A 16,824-nucleotide genomic window follows, 5' to 3' on the forward strand; every position below is an offset into this window, starting at 1 on the left:
ACGGCCCGCGGCTTCCGTGCGCCCATCTGGATCGGTATCGATATTTCGACCTGCTCTGTCGCGTTTATCTCCATGCAATTTCGGAAATGCCGCCTTGGCTAAAATCTCGCCTGCAAACGGCGGATTTCTGACATCGCTATCGCCGCGCCGGCGCTTTGATGGGGCCATGACCGAACCAAGACGCAAACGCGGCGCCGAGCGAACCAGCAACAGGGGCCCGGCCGCCATCCCGCAACTGCCGCTGAGACGGGTGACCAATCCCTATCCGCCGATGGCCATGCTCTCGGCCGACCAGATCGAGGCGATCCATGAAGCCTCGATGCACATCCTGGAAAATTTCGGTATCGAGGTGATGAGCCCGCGGGCGCTGTCGCTGTTCGAGAAGGCTGGGGCCAAGGTCGATCATTCCTCGATGAATGTCTGCATCGATCGCGGTATGGTCGACGAAGCGCTGAAGACGACGCGTTCTACCTATACGCTGACGCCGCGCAATCCGGCCCAGGCCATCCATCTCGGCGGCAACACCATCAATTTCACGCTGGTCGCCGGACCGCCCAATGTGCACGACATGGAGCGCGGCCGCCGCGCCGGAAACCTGCGCGACTATTCCGACCTCACCCGGCTGGCGCAGCATTTCAACTGCATCCACATGCTCGGCAACCAGGTCTGCGCGCCGGTGGAGCTGCCGGCCAATTCCCGCCACCTCGACACCTACTTCACCAATCTGACGCTGACCGACAAGAGCTTCCATGTCTCGGCGATCGGCCGGGGCAGGGCGCTGGACGGCATCGAAATGATGGCGATTGCGCGGGGCTTGACTCTGAACCAAATGCGCGACGATCCCGGCATCACCACCATCATCTCGGTCAACTCGCCGCGCCGCTTCGACGAGATGATGGCCGAGGGGCTGATGACCATGGCCGAGTTCGGCCAGTCGGTGGCGGTGACGCCGTTCACGCTAATGGGGGCGATGAGCCCGGTGACGCTGGCCGGCGCATTGGCGCAGCAGAATGCCGAGGCGCTTTTCGGCGTGGCGCTGACGCAGCTTGTGCGACCCGGCGCCCCGGTGATGTATGGCGCCTTCACATCCAATGTCGACATGAAGTCGGGCGCCCCGGCTTTCGGCACTCCGGAGAACACCAAAGCCAACATCGCCTCAGGGCAACTGGCCAGGCGCTACAACCTGCCCTACCGCACCACGCCGGGCTCGGCCTCCAATGCCGCCGACGTGCAAGGCGCCTATGAGACGCTGATGGCGTTGTGGGGCGCGGTGCTCGGCCACGGCAACCTCGTCTACCACGCCGCCGGCTGGCAGGAGGGCGGGCTGACGGCATCGTTCGAGAAGCTCATCATCGATGTCGAGATGATCCAGCACATGATGGAGTTTTTGCGCCCGATCGTGGTCGATGAGGCCGAATTGGCAGTCGAGGCGTTAGGCGCGGTGCCGACCGGCGGCCATTTCTTCGGCGAGCCGCACACGCTGGAGCGCTACGCCACCGCCTTCTACCAGCCGATGCTGTCCAACTGGCAGAATTACGAAGCCTGGCAGGAGGCCGGCGGGCTCGACGCCACAGCGCGTGCGACGCGCCTATGGAAGAAGGCGCTGGAAGAGTATGTCGAGCCGGTGATGGATGTCGCCGTGCGCGAGGCGCTGGAAGCCTATGTGGCCAAGCGCAAGGAAGCGATCGGGCAGGGCGAGCCGTGATGTCCGATCTTCCCATCCTGATTCACTTCATTCGTCCAACTCACTGAAATGACGAGAAAACCATGAAATCGCATGCAAAGGTCGTGGTCATTGGCGGTGGCGTCGTCGGATGTTCCGTGCTGTTCCACCTCGCCCGCCATGGCTGGACTGATGTCGTGCTTCTCGAGCGCGATGAGCTGACCTCGGGCTCGACCTGGCATGCGGCCGGCGGCATGCACACCATCAATGGCGATCCCAACGTCGCCAAGCTGCAGAAGTACACGATCTCGCTCTACAAGGAGATCGAGGAACTGTCGGGACAGGTGACCGGCGTGCATCTGACCGGCGGTGTGCTGCTGGCGGCCACTGAGGCGCGGCTCGACTGGCTGCGCGGCGTCGTCGCCAAGGGCCGCTATCTCGGCATCGACCTCGAGGAGATCTCAGCCAAGGAGGCGGCGGAGCTGATGCCGCTGCTCGATCCGAAACAGTTCGTCGGCGCGGTGCGCAACAAGGAAGACGGGCACCTGGACCCGTCCGGCGTTACCCATGCCTACGCCAGGGCCGCGCGCAAGCTTGGCGCCGAGGTCGAGCGCTTCACCAAGGTCGAGGACATTGTGCGGCGCCCCGACGGCATGTGGCGCGTTCTCACCAACAAGGGTGAGGTGGTGGCCGAGCATGTCGTCAATGCCGGCGGTCTCTGGGCGCGCGAGGTCGGCCGCATGGTTGGGCTCGAATTGCCGGTGCTGGCGATGGAGCACATGTATCTGATCACCGAGGACATGCCGGAGGTTGCCGCCTGGAACGCCAAGACCGGCACCGAAATCATCCACGCGGTCGATTTCGACGGCGAGCTGTATCTGCGCCAGGAGCGCGGCGGCATGCTGATGGGCACCTACGAAAAGGCCAACAAGCCATGGTCCGAATTCCAGACGCCGTGGAATTTCGGCCATGAATTGCTGGAGCCAGACATCGACCGCATCGCGCCGTCGCTGGAAGTCGGCTTCCGGCATTTCCCGGCCTTCCAGAACACCGGCATCAAGCAGATCATCAACGGGCCCTTCACCTTTGCGCCTGACGGCAATCCGCTGGTCGGTCCGGTGCGCGGCCTGCCGGGTTTTTGGTTCGCCTGCGGCGTCATGGCCGGCTTTTCACAAGGCGGCGGCGTTGGCTTGGCGCTATCCAACTGGATGATCGAGGGCGATCCGGGCGCCGACATCTGGGCGATGGACGTTTCGCGCTATGGTGACTGGGCGACGATGGCCTACACCAATGCCAAGGTGCGCGAGAACTATTCACGCCGTTTCTCGATCCGCTTCCCCAATGAGGAATTGCCGGCCGGGCGGCCGCTGAAGACGACGCCGGTCTACGACCTTTTGTCAGCCAAAGGCGCGCAGTGGGGTGTCTCCTATGGGCTGGAGGTGCCGCTCTGGTATGCGCCTGAAGGCGTCAAGGATGAGTTCTCGTGGCGGCGTTCGAGCGACTTTTCCCACGTCGCTCGCGAGGTCGCGTCGGTTCGTGGCAGCGTCGGCCTGGCGGAGATTTCGAATTTTGCCAAATACAAGGTCACGGGCGAGGGTGCGGGAGCATGGCTCGACCGCCTGCTTGCCTGCAAGCTGCCGAGGCCCGGCCGCATGACGCTGGCGCCGATGCTGAAAGAGGACGGCAGGCTGATTGGCGATTTCACGCTCGCCAACATTGGCGCCCCCAATTCCAACAGGGGTGAATGGTTCGTCGCCGGCTCCGGCATTGCCGAGCAGTACCACATGCGCTGGTTCGAGGCGCATCTGCCCGAAGATGGGTCGGTGTGCATCGAGGCGCTGGGGCCGAAGCTGACAGGCCTGGCCGTCGCCGGGCCGAAGGCGCGGGACTTGCTGGCAAAGGTGACGCGGGCGGATGTCTCCAATACCGCTTTTCCGTTCATGGCGATTGCCAGGATGGACATCGGCATGGCGCCGTGCCTGGTGGGCCGTGTCAGCTATACCGGCGATCTCGGCTACGAGATGTGGGTAGCGCCGGAATATCAGCGCGCCGCGTTCCAGGCGCTGATGGCGGCCGGCGAGGAATTCGGCCTCGGCCTGTTCGGCTCGCGTGCGCTCAATTCGCTCAGGCTGGAGAAGAATTACGGCTCGTGGGCGCGCGAATACCGGCCGATCTACGGACCGCTGGAGGCCGGGCTCGATCGCTTCGTCGCCTACGGCAAGGAGGCCGATTTCATCGGCAAGCAACCGGCGCTTGCCGAGCGCAAGCAAGGCGGCAGGCTGCGTTTACGAACCTTCATCGTCAAAGCCGACGATGCCGATGTCATCGGCGACGAGCCGATCTGGTTCGACGGCGCCGTGCGCGGCTGGGTCACCTCGGGCGGCTACGCGCATCATTCGAAAAAGTCCGTCGCCATCGGCTATGTGCCGAAGGAGATTGCCGACGAGAGCGACGGTTTCGAGATCGAATTGCTGGGCAAGCGCCATGCCGCACGCATGCAACCTGTGCCGCTGTTCGATGCGAATTTCGAAAGGATGCGCGCCTGACGGCACGCATCCTCCTGCGCGTCAGGCGCTGCGGCGGTTGTCCAGCGCGAAGGCGCCGGCGCCGGCAAACACCAGATAGAGGAAGATGAAGCAGAACGAGATGGCCGCATCGCCGCCGTTGTTGACCGGGAAGAAGTCGCGCGGATAATGCGCCATGAAATAGGCGATCGCCATCTCGCCGCAGAGCAGGAACGCCACCGGCCGGGTTAAAAGCCCAAGCGCCAGCAGGATGCCGCCGACGAATTCGAGAATGGCGGCGGCCAGCATCAGCCCGGTCAAGGTGCCGGCTTGCTCGCCGACGGGAAAGTTGAACAGTTTTTGCGAGCCGTGCTCGATGAACTGCAGCGCCGTCATGATGCGCAGCACCCCCAGAGCCTGCGGCTGAAATCTGGCAAGACTTTCAAAAAGCTTCATCTAAAACTCCATTTTTCCAAGCCTTCGGCCCGGCCATAGATTATCGCCCGGCAACGGACCATTCACTTCCCACGGCCTGCCATCAACAATCGGTGATTGGAAATGTTCGCCAATCTGACCCGTTCGTGTTGTTCTCTCTATGGTTGCATTATTATCGCGATGGTTGTATTGGTGTGTGGATATTCCAAACATGTGGGGTTCCCTTTGCCATGAAAAAAGTCGCCATCAGCCTATTCGCCATCCTTGCAGGGACCAGCGTCGCCATGGCCGACGACGCCGGCTGTGCTGCCTTCAAATGGCCGGTGACACGCGAGCAGGCGCTGTTTCCGGCAGCGCCCGCCGCGCAGCCCGGCGCTGCCCTGACAGTCGGGCAAGCGGCGGATTTCATGCTCACAGCGGTCGACACGATCAGTTTTGCCGTGCCGCCGGAACGTGCGCCGGCAGCCGGCACATTCGGCGCGACGGCAAACGTGGCCGTGCCGCCTGAGGGAGAGCTCCAGGTCAGTCTGTCTGATGAGGCCTGGATCGATGTCGTTCAGGACGGCCAGGCGATGAAGTCCGTGGCTTTCAGCGGCGTGAAGACCTGCCCCGGCATCCGCAAGAGCGTGCGTTTCAAGTTGCCCGCTGGCGCGGCCACGATCCAAATCAGTGGCGCCAAGCAACAGAGCATCAAGGTCGCGGTGCTGGCGCCGGAATGATTTCCTGACGCCGCTCTCATCGCACCGGGCGGCGCGATAAGACGCCTATCGGGCCGGATCAGCGCACCGGCGCCATCAGCGCGAAATGTGCGCCTTGCGGATCCTGGCACTGCACGATCCAGCTGCCGCCGGGCACCTCCATCGGACCCATCAGGATCTTGCCGCCATTGTCGGTGACGCGCTTGGCCGCCGCATCGATGGCAAGCACGTTGAAATAGAACTGCCAGACTGGCACCGGGATCTGCTGCGGCTTGTTCATCATGCCGCCGCCGGATTCGGGGCCGGCCCCAAAAGTCTGGTAGGTGCCCATCGGCCCCATATCCATCGAATCGCCCTTGGTCCAACCGAACTGACCGGAATAGAAATCGAAGGCGGCCTTCCAGTCCGACGTATAGAGTTCGTGCCAGCCTATGTGGCCGGGCGTGCTGGCTGGCACCGGCGGCTGGTCGGGACCGTTGGGTTGCAGGAGCATGAAGGTGGCACCCTGCGGGTCGCCAACGACGGCAAAGCGGCCGACGCCCGGAATGTCGTCGGGCGCGCGGTGGACCGCACCGCCGGCGTCCTTCAGCGATTGCGTCGCGGCGTCGACATCTTTGGTGTGGATGTAACCGAGCCAGGCCGGCGGCATGCCCATCTTGGCGGCGTCCTCCGGCAAGGTCATCAGCCCGCTGACGCCGCGCTCGCCGACATTCATGACGATGTAGGGCGGCATACCGGGCGCCATGTCGAAAGGTTGCGCGGTCCAGCCTACGACTGCGGTGTAGAAGGCCTCGGCGGCGTCGAGGTCGGTGGTCATCAACTCGTACCAGAAGAAGGGCATGGGGGATTTGGGCATTGTCGGTCTCCTCACCTTTCATGCATCGATCGCGGTCGATCCATCCTAGGACGATCCTCGCGACAGAAATCCGACATCTGGGCCAGAAATCGAGGACGGCAAGGGCGCCGTTGTTCCAGTCTTGCCTCCGCTGCGGTTTTCGCCTTTCCTTGCTGCCAGCGAGGGGTTGTCGATCCATGCGCCAGATGTCGCTTACGTCAGAGCTTGTCGCGCTGTGCCACCGGGAGGAGGCCGATCCCGGCCCTGATGGCAGTTGGATGCAGCTGAACGATGACGATTTCCGGATTCTGGCCTTGCGTCTGTCTGATGAAGCCGACGAGGGGCCGTTATGGGTGTTCGCCTATGGCTCGCTGATCTGGAAGCCAGCCTTCGAGTCCGTCGAGCGGCAACGTGCCACCGCCTATGGCTGGCATCGGTCCTTCTGCCTCGACATGGTCCGCTGGCGCGGCAGCGTGGCGCAGCCGGGCCTGATGTTGGCGCTCGAACGGGGCGGGCGATGCGATGGTGTGATCTACTGTCTGCCCGACGGTGAGAAGCCTGCGCAGATCGAAAGGCTGCTGCGGCGCGAGATCGACGATCACGAGAGCATCGGCTCGGTACGATGGGTTCCGGTGCGCACGGCGCAAGGGACGTTGCGGGCGCTGGGTTTCTGGGTCGGGGTGACCGGCAGGGGCACCTCGCTCAACCAGCCGCTGGAGACAGTGGCAAGGGTGTTGGCGCGTGCCTGCGGGCATGTCGGCTCCGGAGCGGAGTACCTCTACAACACGGTCAGCCACCTCGAAGAATTCGGCATTCGCGACCGCAATCTGTGGCGGCTTCAGCTGCTGGTCGCGGATGAGATCAGGTCGATCCATGGTCACGTTGAGACCGGGGCTCAGTCCGTGTCGGCAGTTCCTATAACATGACTATAATTATCATGTTTTTATCGAAGGATTTCAGCGGCTTCGCCGAAAATTGACCAATTGATAAAAAAATAAAACGTGCTAGCCTTCCCCAAAACGAAAACAAGGGGAACCGGAATGGCGACTGGTCATTTCAAGGAAGGCATTGCCGGCGGCCGGCTGTCGTCCGAGCAATATGCCGACAATTTTTCCGACCTGCATCCGCCGCTTGATCACCACGAGGCGCTGGTCGAATCCGATCGCTGCTACTTCTGCTACGACGCGCCGTGCATGAATGCGTGTCCGACCTCGATCGACATCCCGCTGTTCATCCGCCAGATCTCGACCGGCAATCCGATCGGTTCGGCCAAGACGATCTTCGACCAGAACATTCTGGGCGGCATGTGCGCCCGCGTCTGCCCGACCGAGACGCTGTGCGAGGAAGTCTGTGTGCGAGAGGTGGCGGAAGGCAAGCCGGTCCAGATCGGCCGCCTGCAGCGCTACGCCACCGATGTCGCGATGAGCGAGAACAGGCAATTCTATCCGCGCCCGGAGCCAACCGGAAGGAGCGTCGCCGTGGTGGGTGCCGGACCGGCGGGACTGGCAGCCGCACACCGGCTTGCTCGCCATGGCCACGACGTGACCATCCTGGAGGCGCGGCCGAAGGCCGGCGGCCTCAATGAATATGGCATCGCCGCCTACAAGAGCGTCGACAATTTCGCCCAGGCCGAGGTCGATTATGTGACCTCGATCGGCGGCATCGACATCCAGAACGGGAAGGCGCTCGGCCGCGACTATCAGCTGTCGGACCTGATCCGCAATTACGACGCCGTGTTCCTCGGCATGGGGCTTGGCGGCGTCAACGCGCTGCGTGCCGATGGCGAGGATGCCGACGGCGTGACCAATGCGGTCGAGTTCATCGCCGAGCTTCGCCAGGCCAGCGACCTTTCCGGCCTGCCGGTCGGCCGGCGCGTCGTCGTAATCGGCGGCGGCATGACGGCGATCGACGCCGCGGTGCAGTCGAAGCTGCTCGGCGCCGAGGAGGTGACGATCTGCTACCGGCGCGGCCAGGAGCATATGAATGCTTCAGGTTTCGAGCAGGATCTGGCCGCGGCCAACGGCGTCACCATCCGCCACTGGCTGCAGCCGAAGCGCGTCATTGCCGAAGGTGGCAAGGTGTCGGGCATCGAGCTCGAATACACGGCAATGAACGGCGACAAGCTCGCCGGCACCGGCGAGATGCTGACGCTCGTTGCCGACCAGGTGTTCAAGGCAATCGGCCAGAGTTTTGTCCCGGCCGCGCTCAACGGCAGCGGGGCATCGATCGAACTCGAAGCCGGCCGCATAAGGGTCGATGCGGAAGGCCGCACCTCGCTGGCGAAGGTCTGGGCCGGCGGCGACTGCATCTTCGGCGGTGACGACCTCACCGTCTCGGCCGTGGCGCAAGGCCGCGACGCAGCGGAAAGCATCAACCGGGCACTGACCTCGAACGGGAGGGCATGAGCATGGCAAACTTAAGCAACAATTTCGTCGGCATCAAATCGCCAAATCCGTTCTGGCTGGCCTCGGCGCCGCCGACCGACAAGGCCTACAATGTCATCCGCGCCTTCAAGGCGGGTTGGGGTGGCGTAGTCTGGAAGACGCTCGGCGAAGAGGGGCCGCCTGTCGTCAACGTCAACGGGCCGCGCTATGGCGCGATCTGGGGTGCGGACCGCCGCCTGCTCGGCCTCAACAACATCGAGCTGATCACAGACCGCGACCTGCAGGTCAATCTGCGCGAGATCAAGCAGGTCAAGAAGGACTGGCCCGACCGCGCCATCGTCGTCTCGCTGATGGTGCCGTGCGTCGAAGACGCCTGGAAGGCGATCCTGCCGGTGGTCGAGGAGACGGAGGCCGACGGCATCGAGCTCAATTTCGGTTGTCCGCACGGCATGTCGGAACGCGGCATGGGTGCGGCTGTCGGGCAGGTGCCGGAATATATCGAGATGGTGGTGCGCTGGTGCAAGCAAAACACCCGCATGCCGGTCATCACCAAGCTGACGCCCAACATCACCGATGTGCGCAAGCCGGCGCGCGCTGCGCTGTCCGGCGGCACCGACGCGGTGTCGCTGATCAACACCATCAATTCGATCACTGGCGTCGACCTCGATAGCTTCGCGCCGCAGCCGACCATCGACGGCAAGGGTTCGCATGGCGGCTATTGCGGTCCGGCGGTGAAGCCGATCGCCATGAACATGGTGGCCGAGATCGCGCGCGATCCGGAAACGCGCGGCTTGCCGATCTCCGGCATTGGCGGCATCACCACCTGGCGCGACGCGGCCGAATTCATGGCGCTCGGCGCCGGCAATGTGCAGGTATGCACGGCGGCGATGACCTATGGCTTCAAGATCGTGCAGGAAATGATCGCCGGCCTCGAGAACTGGATGGACGAGAAAGGCCACGCCTCGCTCGACGACATCGTCGGCCGCGCCACGCCCAATGTCACCGACTGGCAGTATCTCAACCTCAACTATGTCGCCAAGGCGCATATCGACCAGGACGCCTGCATCAAGTGCGGTCGCTGCCACATCGCCTGCGAGGACACCTCGCACCAGGCGATCACCAGCATGGTCGACGGCAAGAGGCACTTCGAGGTGATCGAGGCCGAATGCGTCGGTTGCAATCTGTGCGTCAATGTCTGCCCCGTGGAAAACTGCATCACCATGGAGCCGCTGGCGGCTGGTGCGATGGACCAGCGCACCGGCAAGCCGGTGTCGCCGGTCTATGCCAACTGGACGACGCATCCGAACAATCCGATGGCCAAGGTGGCGGCGGAGTAGGGTTGCCTCAACGTCATAGGGCGAGGGCAATAAGGCAGCGGCGCTTGCGGGCGCCGCTGCTTTTTTCGATTGCTATTGCGGATAAGAATTATCCATGATAAAAGATATCCATGAATAGGAAATCGGCACGATGAAGCTGGGTGAGGGCGTTGAGGCGGCGATCCACTGCGCCGCGATGCTCGCCGGCGTGGATGGCGCGGCGACCATGCCGGGCGCCGCGATGGCGGAGGCTTTCGGCCTGTCGCCGAGCTATCTCTTGAAGCACCTCAACATGCTGACGGCGGATGGCATTCTTGAATCGGTGCCTGGACCGGCCGGCGGCTACCGGCTGGCGCGGCCGGCGGAACGGATCACGCTGCTCGACATCGTACTGGCAGTGGAGGGTCGCGAGCCGGCCTTCCGCTGCGGCGAGATCCGCCAGCGCGGCCCGGTCAGGCTCGATGCCTCCGCCTATGTGAAACCGTGCGGCATCAATGCCGCGATGCTCAAGGCCGAGCGTGCCTATCGCACCGCGCTCGCCGAGGCCCGGCTGTCCGATATTGTCGCTGCCTATCAGAGCGATGCCGATCCGCGTTCGGTTGCGGCGGGTTGCGCCTTCGTGGCGCGGCATCAGCGACCGCAAAAATCCAGTTCAACCAAGCAAGCGTGAAAGGGTAAAGACGATGAAACAGAGGCTGCAATTCTTCGCCAAGGCGCCGGAGATCATGAAGGCGGTGTCGGCGCTCAACAAGGCGGTCGACGAATGCGGGCTCGAGGTAGGCCTTCTGCACCTGATCAAGCTCAGGGCGTCGCAGATCAATGGCTGCTCCTACTGCGTCGAGATGCACAGCCGCGAGGCCAGGCGCGACGGCGAGACAGAGCAGCGGCTCTATCTGGTCTCGGCCTGGAAGGAATCGCCGCTGTTTTCCGGGCGCGAACGCGCCGCCTTCGCCTGGACCGAAGCGGTGACCAAGATCGCCGAAAACGGTGTCTCGGATGAGCTCTATGCACGGACGCTCGAGCATTTTTCTGAAGAGAAACTGGTCAAGCTGTCTGTCGCGATCGGCATGATCAATACCTGGAACCGGCTTTGCGTGCCGTTCCATGCCGTTCATCCGATGCCAGCAGCGAAGGCCGCCTGAGCCAAGCCGGCGCGCGGGCCGCAAGGCCCGCGTGCCTTTTTCGTTTGAGGATCAGCACCATGCTCGCAAGTTTTCAGAATGAGATTCTGGTTGCCGCCCGCCTGCTGCTTGGCGGCGCCTTCATTTTTGCCGGCCTGCGCAACATCGTGAACGCGGCCTTCCTGACCCAACTGATGACAGACCGCGGCGTACCGCAGGCGGGGCCGGCGCTATGGGTTGGCATCGTCCTGCAGGTCGTTGCCGGCGGACTGGTCGTGGCGGGCTTCTGGACCACATTTGCAGTCGCAGGTCTGATCCTGTTCCTGGTCGTCGCCACGATCATGTTCGACAATTTCTGGGATCATCAGGGACCCGAGCGAGCGGCTCGCATCAACGGCTTTGTCGCCAATGTCGCTCTGACCGGCGGCTTCCTGTCGTTGATGGCGCAGCCGCTTTGACGAGTTGGCGGCGCAGCCGGATCAATCGCCGCCCGCATTAATCGCTTCGTCGCGAATGGCTGCTAGGATTGGCGCAGTTTCGCTGTTGGAGCCTTTATGGAGCAAAGCTGGAACAGCTTCTGGGGGAGCGTTTCGCAGGCTTTCCACCACGCGCTGTCGCCGTTTCGGGCGCTCGCCGAGGTGTTCGGCTATGCTCCGAGCGACATCCAGATCTGGTGCTTCCTGTGCGGCGTATTTGTCCTCGTGCTCGTCGTCCCCCGACACCTATGGCGATCTGGTGCTGCGCCGCCGCCGTGCCTATGCGACCGGCAAGGTGGTGAAGATCGACATGTCGGACGACGCGCCCAACACCCCGACCATAGAATTCACCGATCGCCATGGGCACATCTGGCGCTTCGACTCGAACCTGCCGGTTAATGACGCGACCGGTTCGGTCGGGGCGGTGGTCGAGGTGATGTATGATCCCCAGCGTCCGAACCGTGCGCGCGAAGTCGGGCGGCCGGTCATGAAGGCGGCTCACACGGCGCTCTGGTATACGATCGTGGCAGGCCTGATGGCGCTAGCCTTCTGGCCAGGCCTTACAGCCAACTGAGCCCCGCTCTCAGGAAAGCATCCTCGCCCTGCCGCTCACGCGGCATATCGCAACCCGCCGTCGCAGGTCAGCACCTGGCCGGTGACGAAGCCGTTGGAGACGAGGAAGGCGATCGCGCCGGCAACGTCTTCGGCGCGGCCGATGCGACCGACCGGCGTTTTCCCGGCATACTCGGTGAACACGGCCTGGCGCTGATCGTCGGGCAGGAAATTCCACCAGGGCGTATCGATGACGCCCGGCGCGACGACGTTGACGCGCAGCGGCTTCAGCTCCACGGCCAGGATCGGCACCACCGTCAACAGCATGCCGTTGACGGCCGCGATGCCGGCGACACCAGGCGCCGATAATTGCGCGGACACCGCCGAGATGAACGTGACCGAGCCGTTCCTGTTCAAGGTCGGCAGGGCCGCCTGCAGGCATGACAGCTGCGGCCGGACCTTCTCGTCGACCCCGCCGCCGATGTCTGCAAGGTCAAGGGTCTGGAACGGTCCGAGGCCCTTGCCGCCACTCGCCGCTAGAACAAGGTGATCGAACGGACCGGTACGATCGAAGAACTGGCGGGCCTCGTCCGGCTTCGCCGCATCAAACACGGCCTTCTCGGCTGCGCCGCCAAGGCTCTGCCATGCGCTGTTGAGCCTTTCCTGGTTGCGCCCCGTGATGGTCACCCTCATGTTCGGGCCAAGCAGCTTCTGCGCCGTGGCGAGGCCGATGCCGGAAGAGCCGCCGATGATCACGACACGTTCATTCTTCTCGCTCATGACTGCTTTTCCTTCGAAGTGGTGGAAGCGAGGCCGACGAGGTCGAGGCTCAGTTCCCGCAATTGCTGTCTTGCCTTCACGTCATAGGCTTGCGCATCGGCGCGGGATTCCCGCATGCCATCGAAATAGAGGCCGCTTCTGCCTTTGAGATCAGGCGATGTCGCGAGGTTGAGGATGGCTTCAGCGCCGGTTTCGACCGAGCTCCACGGTGTGACGCCCGCCTGCCGGACCATGGTCGTGTTCATGTAGCTCGCCGGATGCAGGGCGTTGACGGTGACGCCTGTGTCTTTCAGCTGTTCGGCCAGATCGACGGTGAACAGGATCTGCGCCAGCTTGCTCTGGCAGTAGGCGCGCACGCCGTCATAGGCGCGGGTCAGCATGACATCGCCGAAGTCGATTGCCTGCTGGCCGGCCGAGGCGACGTTGATGATGCGCGAAGGCGCGCTCGCCTTAAGTAACGGCAGAAGCTCTGTGGTCAGCAGGAAGCCGGCGAGGTAGTTGACGGCAAAGCGCAATTCGCAGCCATCGGCGCTGACCTGTCGTTTCGCGCCGGCGGTGCCGATGCCGGCATTGTTGATGAGGATGTCGAGCCGGTCGGTCCTGGCGCGCACCGCTTCAGCGAGGCGGCGGACCTCAGCCAGCGAGGCGAGGTCGGCGGCAAGAAACTCGGCCTTGCCGCCGGCGGCTTCGATTTCGGCGACCAACGCCTTGCCGCGCGCCGCATCGCGGCCATGCACCAGAACGCGGGCGCGTGCAGCGGCCAGCCTCTCCGCGACGACGCGGCCGACGCCGTCTGTCGAACCTGTAATGAGGACTGTCTTGTCTTTCAGTTCCATGCCTGGAGCCTCCACGTTTGCTCTGAACGCAAGATGGGGCACCGGGCGCGGCGCAAACAGTTCAAAATTTATCCTGGTATTGATACTGCTATAATGGGCTTATGGATGCTCCCGCACAGTCTCCCGAAGACAGTCGCCGGCGCGAGCTTGGCGCCTTCCTGCGTTCGCGCCGCGAAAGGCTGTCGCCGTCGGCCACCGGCATCGCTGCTGGCCAGAGGCGGCGCACGCCTGGCCTGCGCCGCGAGGAGGTGGCGATGATCGCCGGCGTCGGTACGACCTGGTACACCTGGCTGGAGCAGGGCAGGGACGTGCGTCCTTCCGTGGAGGTGCTGACCGCGCTGTGCGAGGCGCTGCGGCTCGATGCCGCCGAGACGCGGCATTTGTTCACGCTTGCCGGCCGCCAGCAGCCTGAGCGTCGTGCCGTGACGCCGGAAAAAGTGGACGGCCCCTTGCTGCACATGCTGCAGAGCCTCGTCCTGCAGCCAGCCTATGTCGTGGGGCGACGCTGGGACGTGCTGGCCTGGAATCCGGCGGCCGTCGCCGTTTTCGGTGACTATGGCCTGCTGGACGGTGATGCCCGCAACATCGTCCACATGGTGTTCACCAACCCGCACCATCGCCGCCTGCTTGTCGACTGGGAGCAACTGGCGCGCTCGGTGCTTGCCTCGTTCCGAGCCGAGAGTGCGAAATATGTCGGCGATCCGGATTTCGAACGGCTGATCGAGTTGATGACACGCTCAAGTCCGGAATTCCGGGCGTGGTGGCCGCAGCGCGATGTGGCGCGGAAATTATCGGGGGTGAAGCATGTCCGGCACTCGATCGCCGGCGCGATGGCCTTCGAGCATATGAGCCTTTCGATCGACGACGGCTCGGACATGAGGCTGATCGTCTACACGCCACTCGCCGAGCAGAACTCGATCGCCAAGCTGCAGCAACTGCTGGAGGCGCTGCCGGCCGAGCGGCGCAGCGCCTGATTTCCGCCCGAGGCTAGCCTTTCGGCTTCAGCCCTTCGATGAACAGCTGCTCCAGGAACCTGGCGGCGTCCTCGAAACGGCCGTCGCCGCCGCGGTCGGCGCCGAGCACGGCGCGGACCTGGACATCGAAATCGGCATAGTGCTGCGTCGTCGCCCAGATCGAGAAGATGAGGTGCCAGGGATCGGTGCGGACAATCTTGCCGGCGCGCATCCAGCCCTTGATGATGGCCGCCTTTTCGTCGACCAGCGTCTTCAGCTCGCCTTCCAGCAGCGGCATGATGCGTGGCGCGCCTTGCAGGATCTCGTTGGCGAACAGACGGCTCTCGCGCGGGAAATCGCGCGCCATTTCGAGCTTGCGCCGGATGTAGCTGCGCAGTTCGGTCAGGGGATCGCCGATATCGTCGAGTTCGCGCAGCGGCGCCAGCCAGGTCGCGAGCAGCCGCTCCATCAGCGTTTCGTGAATGTCCTCCTTGCGGCGGAAATAATAGAGCAGGTTGGGTTTCGACATGCCGGCGGCTTCGGCGATCTGGTCGATGGTCGAGCCGCGAAAACCGTTGGTGGAGAAGACTTCGAGCGCCGCTTCTAGGATCAGCTCGCGCTTTTCCTGCTGGATGCGGGTGCGGCGGGGAGCTGAGCCTTCCATCGTCTCCGTCATCCTTGCCGGCCGCGGCCGCGCGGGCCCTCTGGACCAATTCTCTGGACCAGTTTTTCCCCGGCCTGTGGAGCGCGCTTCCGATACCGCATTTCCGCTAGTAATCCCTTGACCGCCGACAGGGCGGTGCTAACGTTTGTCCAATCGGTCAAAAATTTGCGTAGCACGAAAATGCAGCAAAGACCAAGCGTTGGCCGCAGCGAAACAGGTTACAAGGGGAAGTCTTGGTCATGTCCAACCGGCTGAAAGTCACGCCGAACGATCTCAGCGCATTCTGGATGCCGTTCACGGCAAACCGCCAGTTCAAGCAGGCGCCACGCATGTTCGTGTCCGCCAAGGACATGCATTACACAACCAGCGACGGCCGCAAGGTGCTCGACGGCACCGCCGGTCTCTGGTGCGTCAATGCCGGCCATTGCCGGCCGAAGATCACCGAGGCGATCCAGCACCAGGCGGCCGAACTCGACTATGCGCCGGCCTTCCAGATGGGCCATCCGATCGTCTTCGAGCTGGCGAACCGCCTGGTCGACATCGCGCCGAAGGGCATGGACCATGTCTTCTTCACCAATTCCGGCTCGGAATCGGTCGACACCGCGTTGAAGATGGCGATCGCCTATCATCGCACCAAAGGCGAGGGCGCGCGCACCCGCCTGATCGGCCGCGAACGCGGCTATCACGGCGTCAATTTCGGCGGCATCTCGGTCGGCGGCATCGTCAGCAACCGCAAGATGTTCGGCACGCTGCTCGGCGGCGTCGACCACATGCCGCACACGCATCTTCCGGAAAAGAATGCCTTCTCCAGGGGCGTGCCGGAGCACGGCGCGGAACTGGCAAACGAGCTGGAGCGCATCGTCGCGTTGCATGATGCCTCGACCATCGCCGCCGTCATCGTCGAGCCGGTGGCTGGTTCGACCGGCGTCATCCTGCCGCCGAAGGGCTATCTCCAGAAGCTGCGCGAGATCTGCACCAAACACGGCATCCTGCTGATCTTCGACGAGGTCATCACCGGTTTCGGCCGCCTCGGTACGCCGTTCGCCGCCGACTATTTCGGCGTCACGCCTGACATCATGACGACGGCCAAGGGTGTCTCCAACGGCGTCATCCCGATGGGCGCGGTGTTCGTCAAGAAGGAGATCCACGACGCCTTCATGACCGGCCCCGAGCACATGATCGAGTTCTTCCACGGCTACACCTACTCGGGCAACCCGATCGCCTGTGCGGCGGCACTCGGCACGCTCGACACTTACAAGGAAGAGGGGCTTTTGACCCGCGGCGAGGAACTGGCGCCCTATTGGGAAGACGCGCTGCATTCGCTCAAGGGCGAGCCGAATGTCATCGATATCAGAAACATCGGCCTGATCGGCGCGATCGAATTGGCGCCGATCGCCGGGCAGCCGACGAAGCGGGCCTTCTCGGCCTTCGTCAAGGCGTTCGAACGCGGCGCGCTGATCCGCACCACCGGCGACATCATCGCGCTGTCGCCGCCGCTGATCATCACCAAGGGCCAGATCAATGAGTTGATCGACCATGTGCGGGATGTTCTACGCTCAATAGACTAGACTTGCTTGATCCGGTCGGCCGGCGTCGGGAACCGCCGT

At 63.5% G+C, this 16,824-nt stretch carries 17 protein-coding genes; 12 read left to right on the plus strand and 5 right to left on the minus strand.

Annotated elements, in window-relative coordinates; all coding sequences use genetic code 11:
- Positions 1-166: 166 nt before the first annotated feature.
- Both ACFX5Q_RS03395 and ACFX5Q_RS03400 read left to right on the plus strand, forming a co-directional pair.
- Complete coding sequence (locus ACFX5Q_RS03395; RefSeq protein ID WP_404275385.1) at positions 167-1,705, plus strand: trimethylamine methyltransferase family protein; 1,539 nt, start codon at positions 167-169, stop codon at positions 1,703-1,705.
- Positions 1,706-1,767: 62 nt separating this feature from the next.
- Positions 1,768-4,209, plus strand: a complete 2,442-nt coding sequence (locus ACFX5Q_RS03400) for an FAD-dependent oxidoreductase (RefSeq protein ID WP_404275386.1) — start codon at positions 1,768-1,770, stop codon at positions 4,207-4,209.
- A gap of 21 nt (positions 4,210-4,230) precedes the next feature.
- Here the strand turns inward: ACFX5Q_RS03400 and ACFX5Q_RS03405 are convergent, their stop codons facing one another.
- Positions 4,231-4,623, minus strand: coding sequence for a DoxX family protein (locus tag ACFX5Q_RS03405; protein ID WP_404275388.1), 393 nt, complete (start codon positions 4,621-4,623; stop codon positions 4,231-4,233).
- 209 nt (positions 4,624-4,832) lie between these two features.
- On the opposite strand from ACFX5Q_RS03405, the gene ACFX5Q_RS03410 reads away from it, so the two are divergent.
- Entirely contained in the window at positions 4,833-5,321 is a 489-nt protein-coding gene (locus ACFX5Q_RS03410) for a hypothetical protein (protein ID WP_404275841.1), read from the plus strand.
- 58 nt (positions 5,322-5,379) lie between these two features.
- On the opposite strand, the gene ACFX5Q_RS03415 is transcribed toward ACFX5Q_RS03410, so the two are convergent.
- A complete protein-coding gene (locus tag ACFX5Q_RS03415) occupies positions 5,380-6,156 on the minus strand; it encodes a VOC family protein (RefSeq protein WP_404275389.1) in 777 nt (258 codons plus the stop codon).
- 176 nt (positions 6,157-6,332) lie between these two features.
- Between ACFX5Q_RS03415 and ACFX5Q_RS03420 the strand changes: the two genes are divergently transcribed.
- The 7 genes from ACFX5Q_RS03420 (at position 6,333) to ACFX5Q_RS03450 (ending at position 12,006) form a co-directional block, all read left to right on the plus strand.
- Positions 6,333-7,061, plus strand: a complete 729-nt coding sequence (locus tag ACFX5Q_RS03420; protein ID WP_404275391.1) for a gamma-glutamylcyclotransferase — start codon at positions 6,333-6,335, stop codon at positions 7,059-7,061.
- A 114-nt stretch (positions 7,062-7,175) separates the two neighbouring features.
- Positions 7,176-8,540 (plus strand): NAD(P)-dependent oxidoreductase, encoded by a 1,365-nt coding sequence (locus ACFX5Q_RS03425; protein ID WP_404275392.1) that lies wholly within the window; start codon positions 7,176-7,178, stop codon positions 8,538-8,540.
- 2 nt (positions 8,541-8,542) lie between these two features.
- Positions 8,543-9,856, plus strand: a complete 1,314-nt coding sequence (preA, locus tag ACFX5Q_RS03430; protein ID WP_404275394.1) for an NAD-dependent dihydropyrimidine dehydrogenase subunit PreA — start codon at positions 8,543-8,545, stop codon at positions 9,854-9,856.
- A 130-nt stretch (positions 9,857-9,986) separates the two neighbouring features.
- A complete protein-coding gene (locus tag ACFX5Q_RS03435) occupies positions 9,987-10,505 on the plus strand; it encodes an RrF2 family transcriptional regulator (protein WP_404275396.1) in 519 nt (172 codons plus the stop codon).
- Positions 10,506-10,518: 13 nt separating this feature from the next.
- Positions 10,519-10,977 carry a carboxymuconolactone decarboxylase family protein gene (locus ACFX5Q_RS03440; RefSeq protein ID WP_404275397.1) on the plus strand — a complete coding sequence of 153 codons (459 nt, stop codon included), beginning with the start codon at positions 10,519-10,521 and terminating at the stop codon, positions 10,975-10,977.
- A gap of 59 nt (positions 10,978-11,036) precedes the next feature.
- The gene (locus ACFX5Q_RS03445) at positions 11,037-11,414 is read left to right on the plus strand and encodes a DoxX family protein (protein ID WP_404275398.1); all 378 of its coding nucleotides are present in this window, start codon (positions 11,037-11,039) and stop codon (positions 11,412-11,414) included.
- Between the two features lie 235 nt (positions 11,415-11,649).
- Positions 11,650-12,006: a DUF3592 domain-containing protein gene (locus tag ACFX5Q_RS03450; RefSeq protein WP_404275400.1), complete on the plus strand. Its 357-nt coding sequence runs from the start codon at positions 11,650-11,652 to the stop codon at positions 12,004-12,006.
- 35 nt (positions 12,007-12,041) lie between these two features.
- On the opposite strand, the gene ACFX5Q_RS03455 is transcribed toward ACFX5Q_RS03450, so the two are convergent.
- Together ACFX5Q_RS03455 and ACFX5Q_RS03460 are read right to left on the minus strand one after the other, a co-directional pair.
- Positions 12,042-12,764, minus strand: coding sequence for an SDR family oxidoreductase (locus tag ACFX5Q_RS03455; RefSeq protein ID WP_404275401.1), 723 nt, complete (start codon positions 12,762-12,764; stop codon positions 12,042-12,044).
- Positions 12,761-13,600, minus strand: a complete 840-nt coding sequence (locus ACFX5Q_RS03460; RefSeq protein ID WP_404275402.1) for an SDR family NAD(P)-dependent oxidoreductase — start codon at positions 13,598-13,600, stop codon at positions 12,761-12,763. The genes ACFX5Q_RS03455 and ACFX5Q_RS03460 overlap by 4 nt, the downstream gene beginning before the upstream one ends.
- 101 nt (positions 13,601-13,701) lie before the next feature.
- Between ACFX5Q_RS03460 and ACFX5Q_RS03465 the strand changes: the two genes are divergently transcribed.
- On the plus strand, positions 13,702-14,574 hold the full coding sequence (locus tag ACFX5Q_RS03465) for a helix-turn-helix transcriptional regulator (RefSeq protein WP_404275403.1): 873 nt from the start codon (positions 13,702-13,704) through the stop codon (positions 14,572-14,574).
- A 13-nt stretch (positions 14,575-14,587) separates the two neighbouring features.
- Here ACFX5Q_RS03465 and ACFX5Q_RS03470 read toward each other — a convergent pair whose 3' ends face one another.
- Positions 14,588-15,217 (minus strand): TetR family transcriptional regulator C-terminal domain-containing protein, encoded by a 630-nt coding sequence (locus ACFX5Q_RS03470; RefSeq protein ID WP_404275405.1) that lies wholly within the window; start codon positions 15,215-15,217, stop codon positions 14,588-14,590.
- Between the two features lie 239 nt (positions 15,218-15,456).
- Between ACFX5Q_RS03470 and ACFX5Q_RS03475 the strand changes: the two genes are divergently transcribed.
- The gene (locus ACFX5Q_RS03475; RefSeq protein WP_404275406.1) at positions 15,457-16,785 is read left to right on the plus strand and encodes an aspartate aminotransferase family protein; all 1,329 of its coding nucleotides are present in this window, start codon (positions 15,457-15,459) and stop codon (positions 16,783-16,785) included.
- Positions 16,786-16,824 lie beyond the last annotated feature (39 nt).

The organism is Mesorhizobium sp. IMUNJ 23033 (genome assembly GCF_044778005.1).
Taxonomy (GTDB): Bacteria; Pseudomonadota; Alphaproteobacteria; order Rhizobiales; family Rhizobiaceae; genus Mesorhizobium; species Mesorhizobium amorphae_A.

Excerpts from the sequence above, each read along its gene's own strand:
- preA (WP_404275394.1), top strand. The coding sequence starts at position 8,543 with ATGGCAAACTTAAGCAACAATTTCGTCGGCATCAAATCGCCAAATCCG.
- ACFX5Q_RS03405 (WP_404275388.1), bottom strand. The coding sequence starts at position 4,623 with ATGAAGCTTTTTGAAAGTCTTGCCAGATTTCAGCCGCAGGCTCTGGGG.
- ACFX5Q_RS03460 (WP_404275402.1), bottom strand. The coding sequence starts at position 13,600 with ATGGAACTGAAAGACAAGACAGTCCTCATTACAGGTTCGACAGACGGC.
- ACFX5Q_RS03400 (WP_404275386.1), top strand. The coding sequence starts at position 1,768 with ATGAAATCGCATGCAAAGGTCGTGGTCATTGGCGGTGGCGTCGTCGGA.
- ACFX5Q_RS03435 (WP_404275396.1), top strand. The coding sequence starts at position 9,987 with ATGAAGCTGGGTGAGGGCGTTGAGGCGGCGATCCACTGCGCCGCGATG.
- ACFX5Q_RS03415 (WP_404275389.1), bottom strand. The coding sequence starts at position 6,156 with ATGCCCAAATCCCCCATGCCCTTCTTCTGGTACGAGTTGATGACCACC.
- ACFX5Q_RS03410 (WP_404275841.1), top strand. The coding sequence starts at position 4,833 with ATGAAAAAAGTCGCCATCAGCCTATTCGCCATCCTTGCAGGGACCAGC.
- ACFX5Q_RS03420 (WP_404275391.1), top strand. The coding sequence starts at position 6,333 with ATGCGCCAGATGTCGCTTACGTCAGAGCTTGTCGCGCTGTGCCACCGG.
- ACFX5Q_RS03440 (WP_404275397.1), top strand. The coding sequence starts at position 10,519 with ATGAAACAGAGGCTGCAATTCTTCGCCAAGGCGCCGGAGATCATGAAG.
- ACFX5Q_RS03395 (WP_404275385.1), top strand. The coding sequence starts at position 167 with ATGACCGAACCAAGACGCAAACGCGGCGCCGAGCGAACCAGCAACAGG.
- ACFX5Q_RS03465 (WP_404275403.1), top strand. The coding sequence starts at position 13,702 with ATGGATGCTCCCGCACAGTCTCCCGAAGACAGTCGCCGGCGCGAGCTT.
- ACFX5Q_RS03445 (WP_404275398.1), top strand. The coding sequence starts at position 11,037 with ATGCTCGCAAGTTTTCAGAATGAGATTCTGGTTGCCGCCCGCCTGCTG.
- ACFX5Q_RS03475 (WP_404275406.1), top strand. The coding sequence starts at position 15,457 with ATGTCCAACCGGCTGAAAGTCACGCCGAACGATCTCAGCGCATTCTGG.
- ACFX5Q_RS03455 (WP_404275401.1), bottom strand. The coding sequence starts at position 12,764 with ATGAGCGAGAAGAATGAACGTGTCGTGATCATCGGCGGCTCTTCCGGC.
- ACFX5Q_RS03425 (WP_404275392.1), top strand. The coding sequence starts at position 7,176 with ATGGCGACTGGTCATTTCAAGGAAGGCATTGCCGGCGGCCGGCTGTCG.
- ACFX5Q_RS03470 (WP_404275405.1), bottom strand. The coding sequence starts at position 15,217 with ATGGAAGGCTCAGCTCCCCGCCGCACCCGCATCCAGCAGGAAAAGCGC.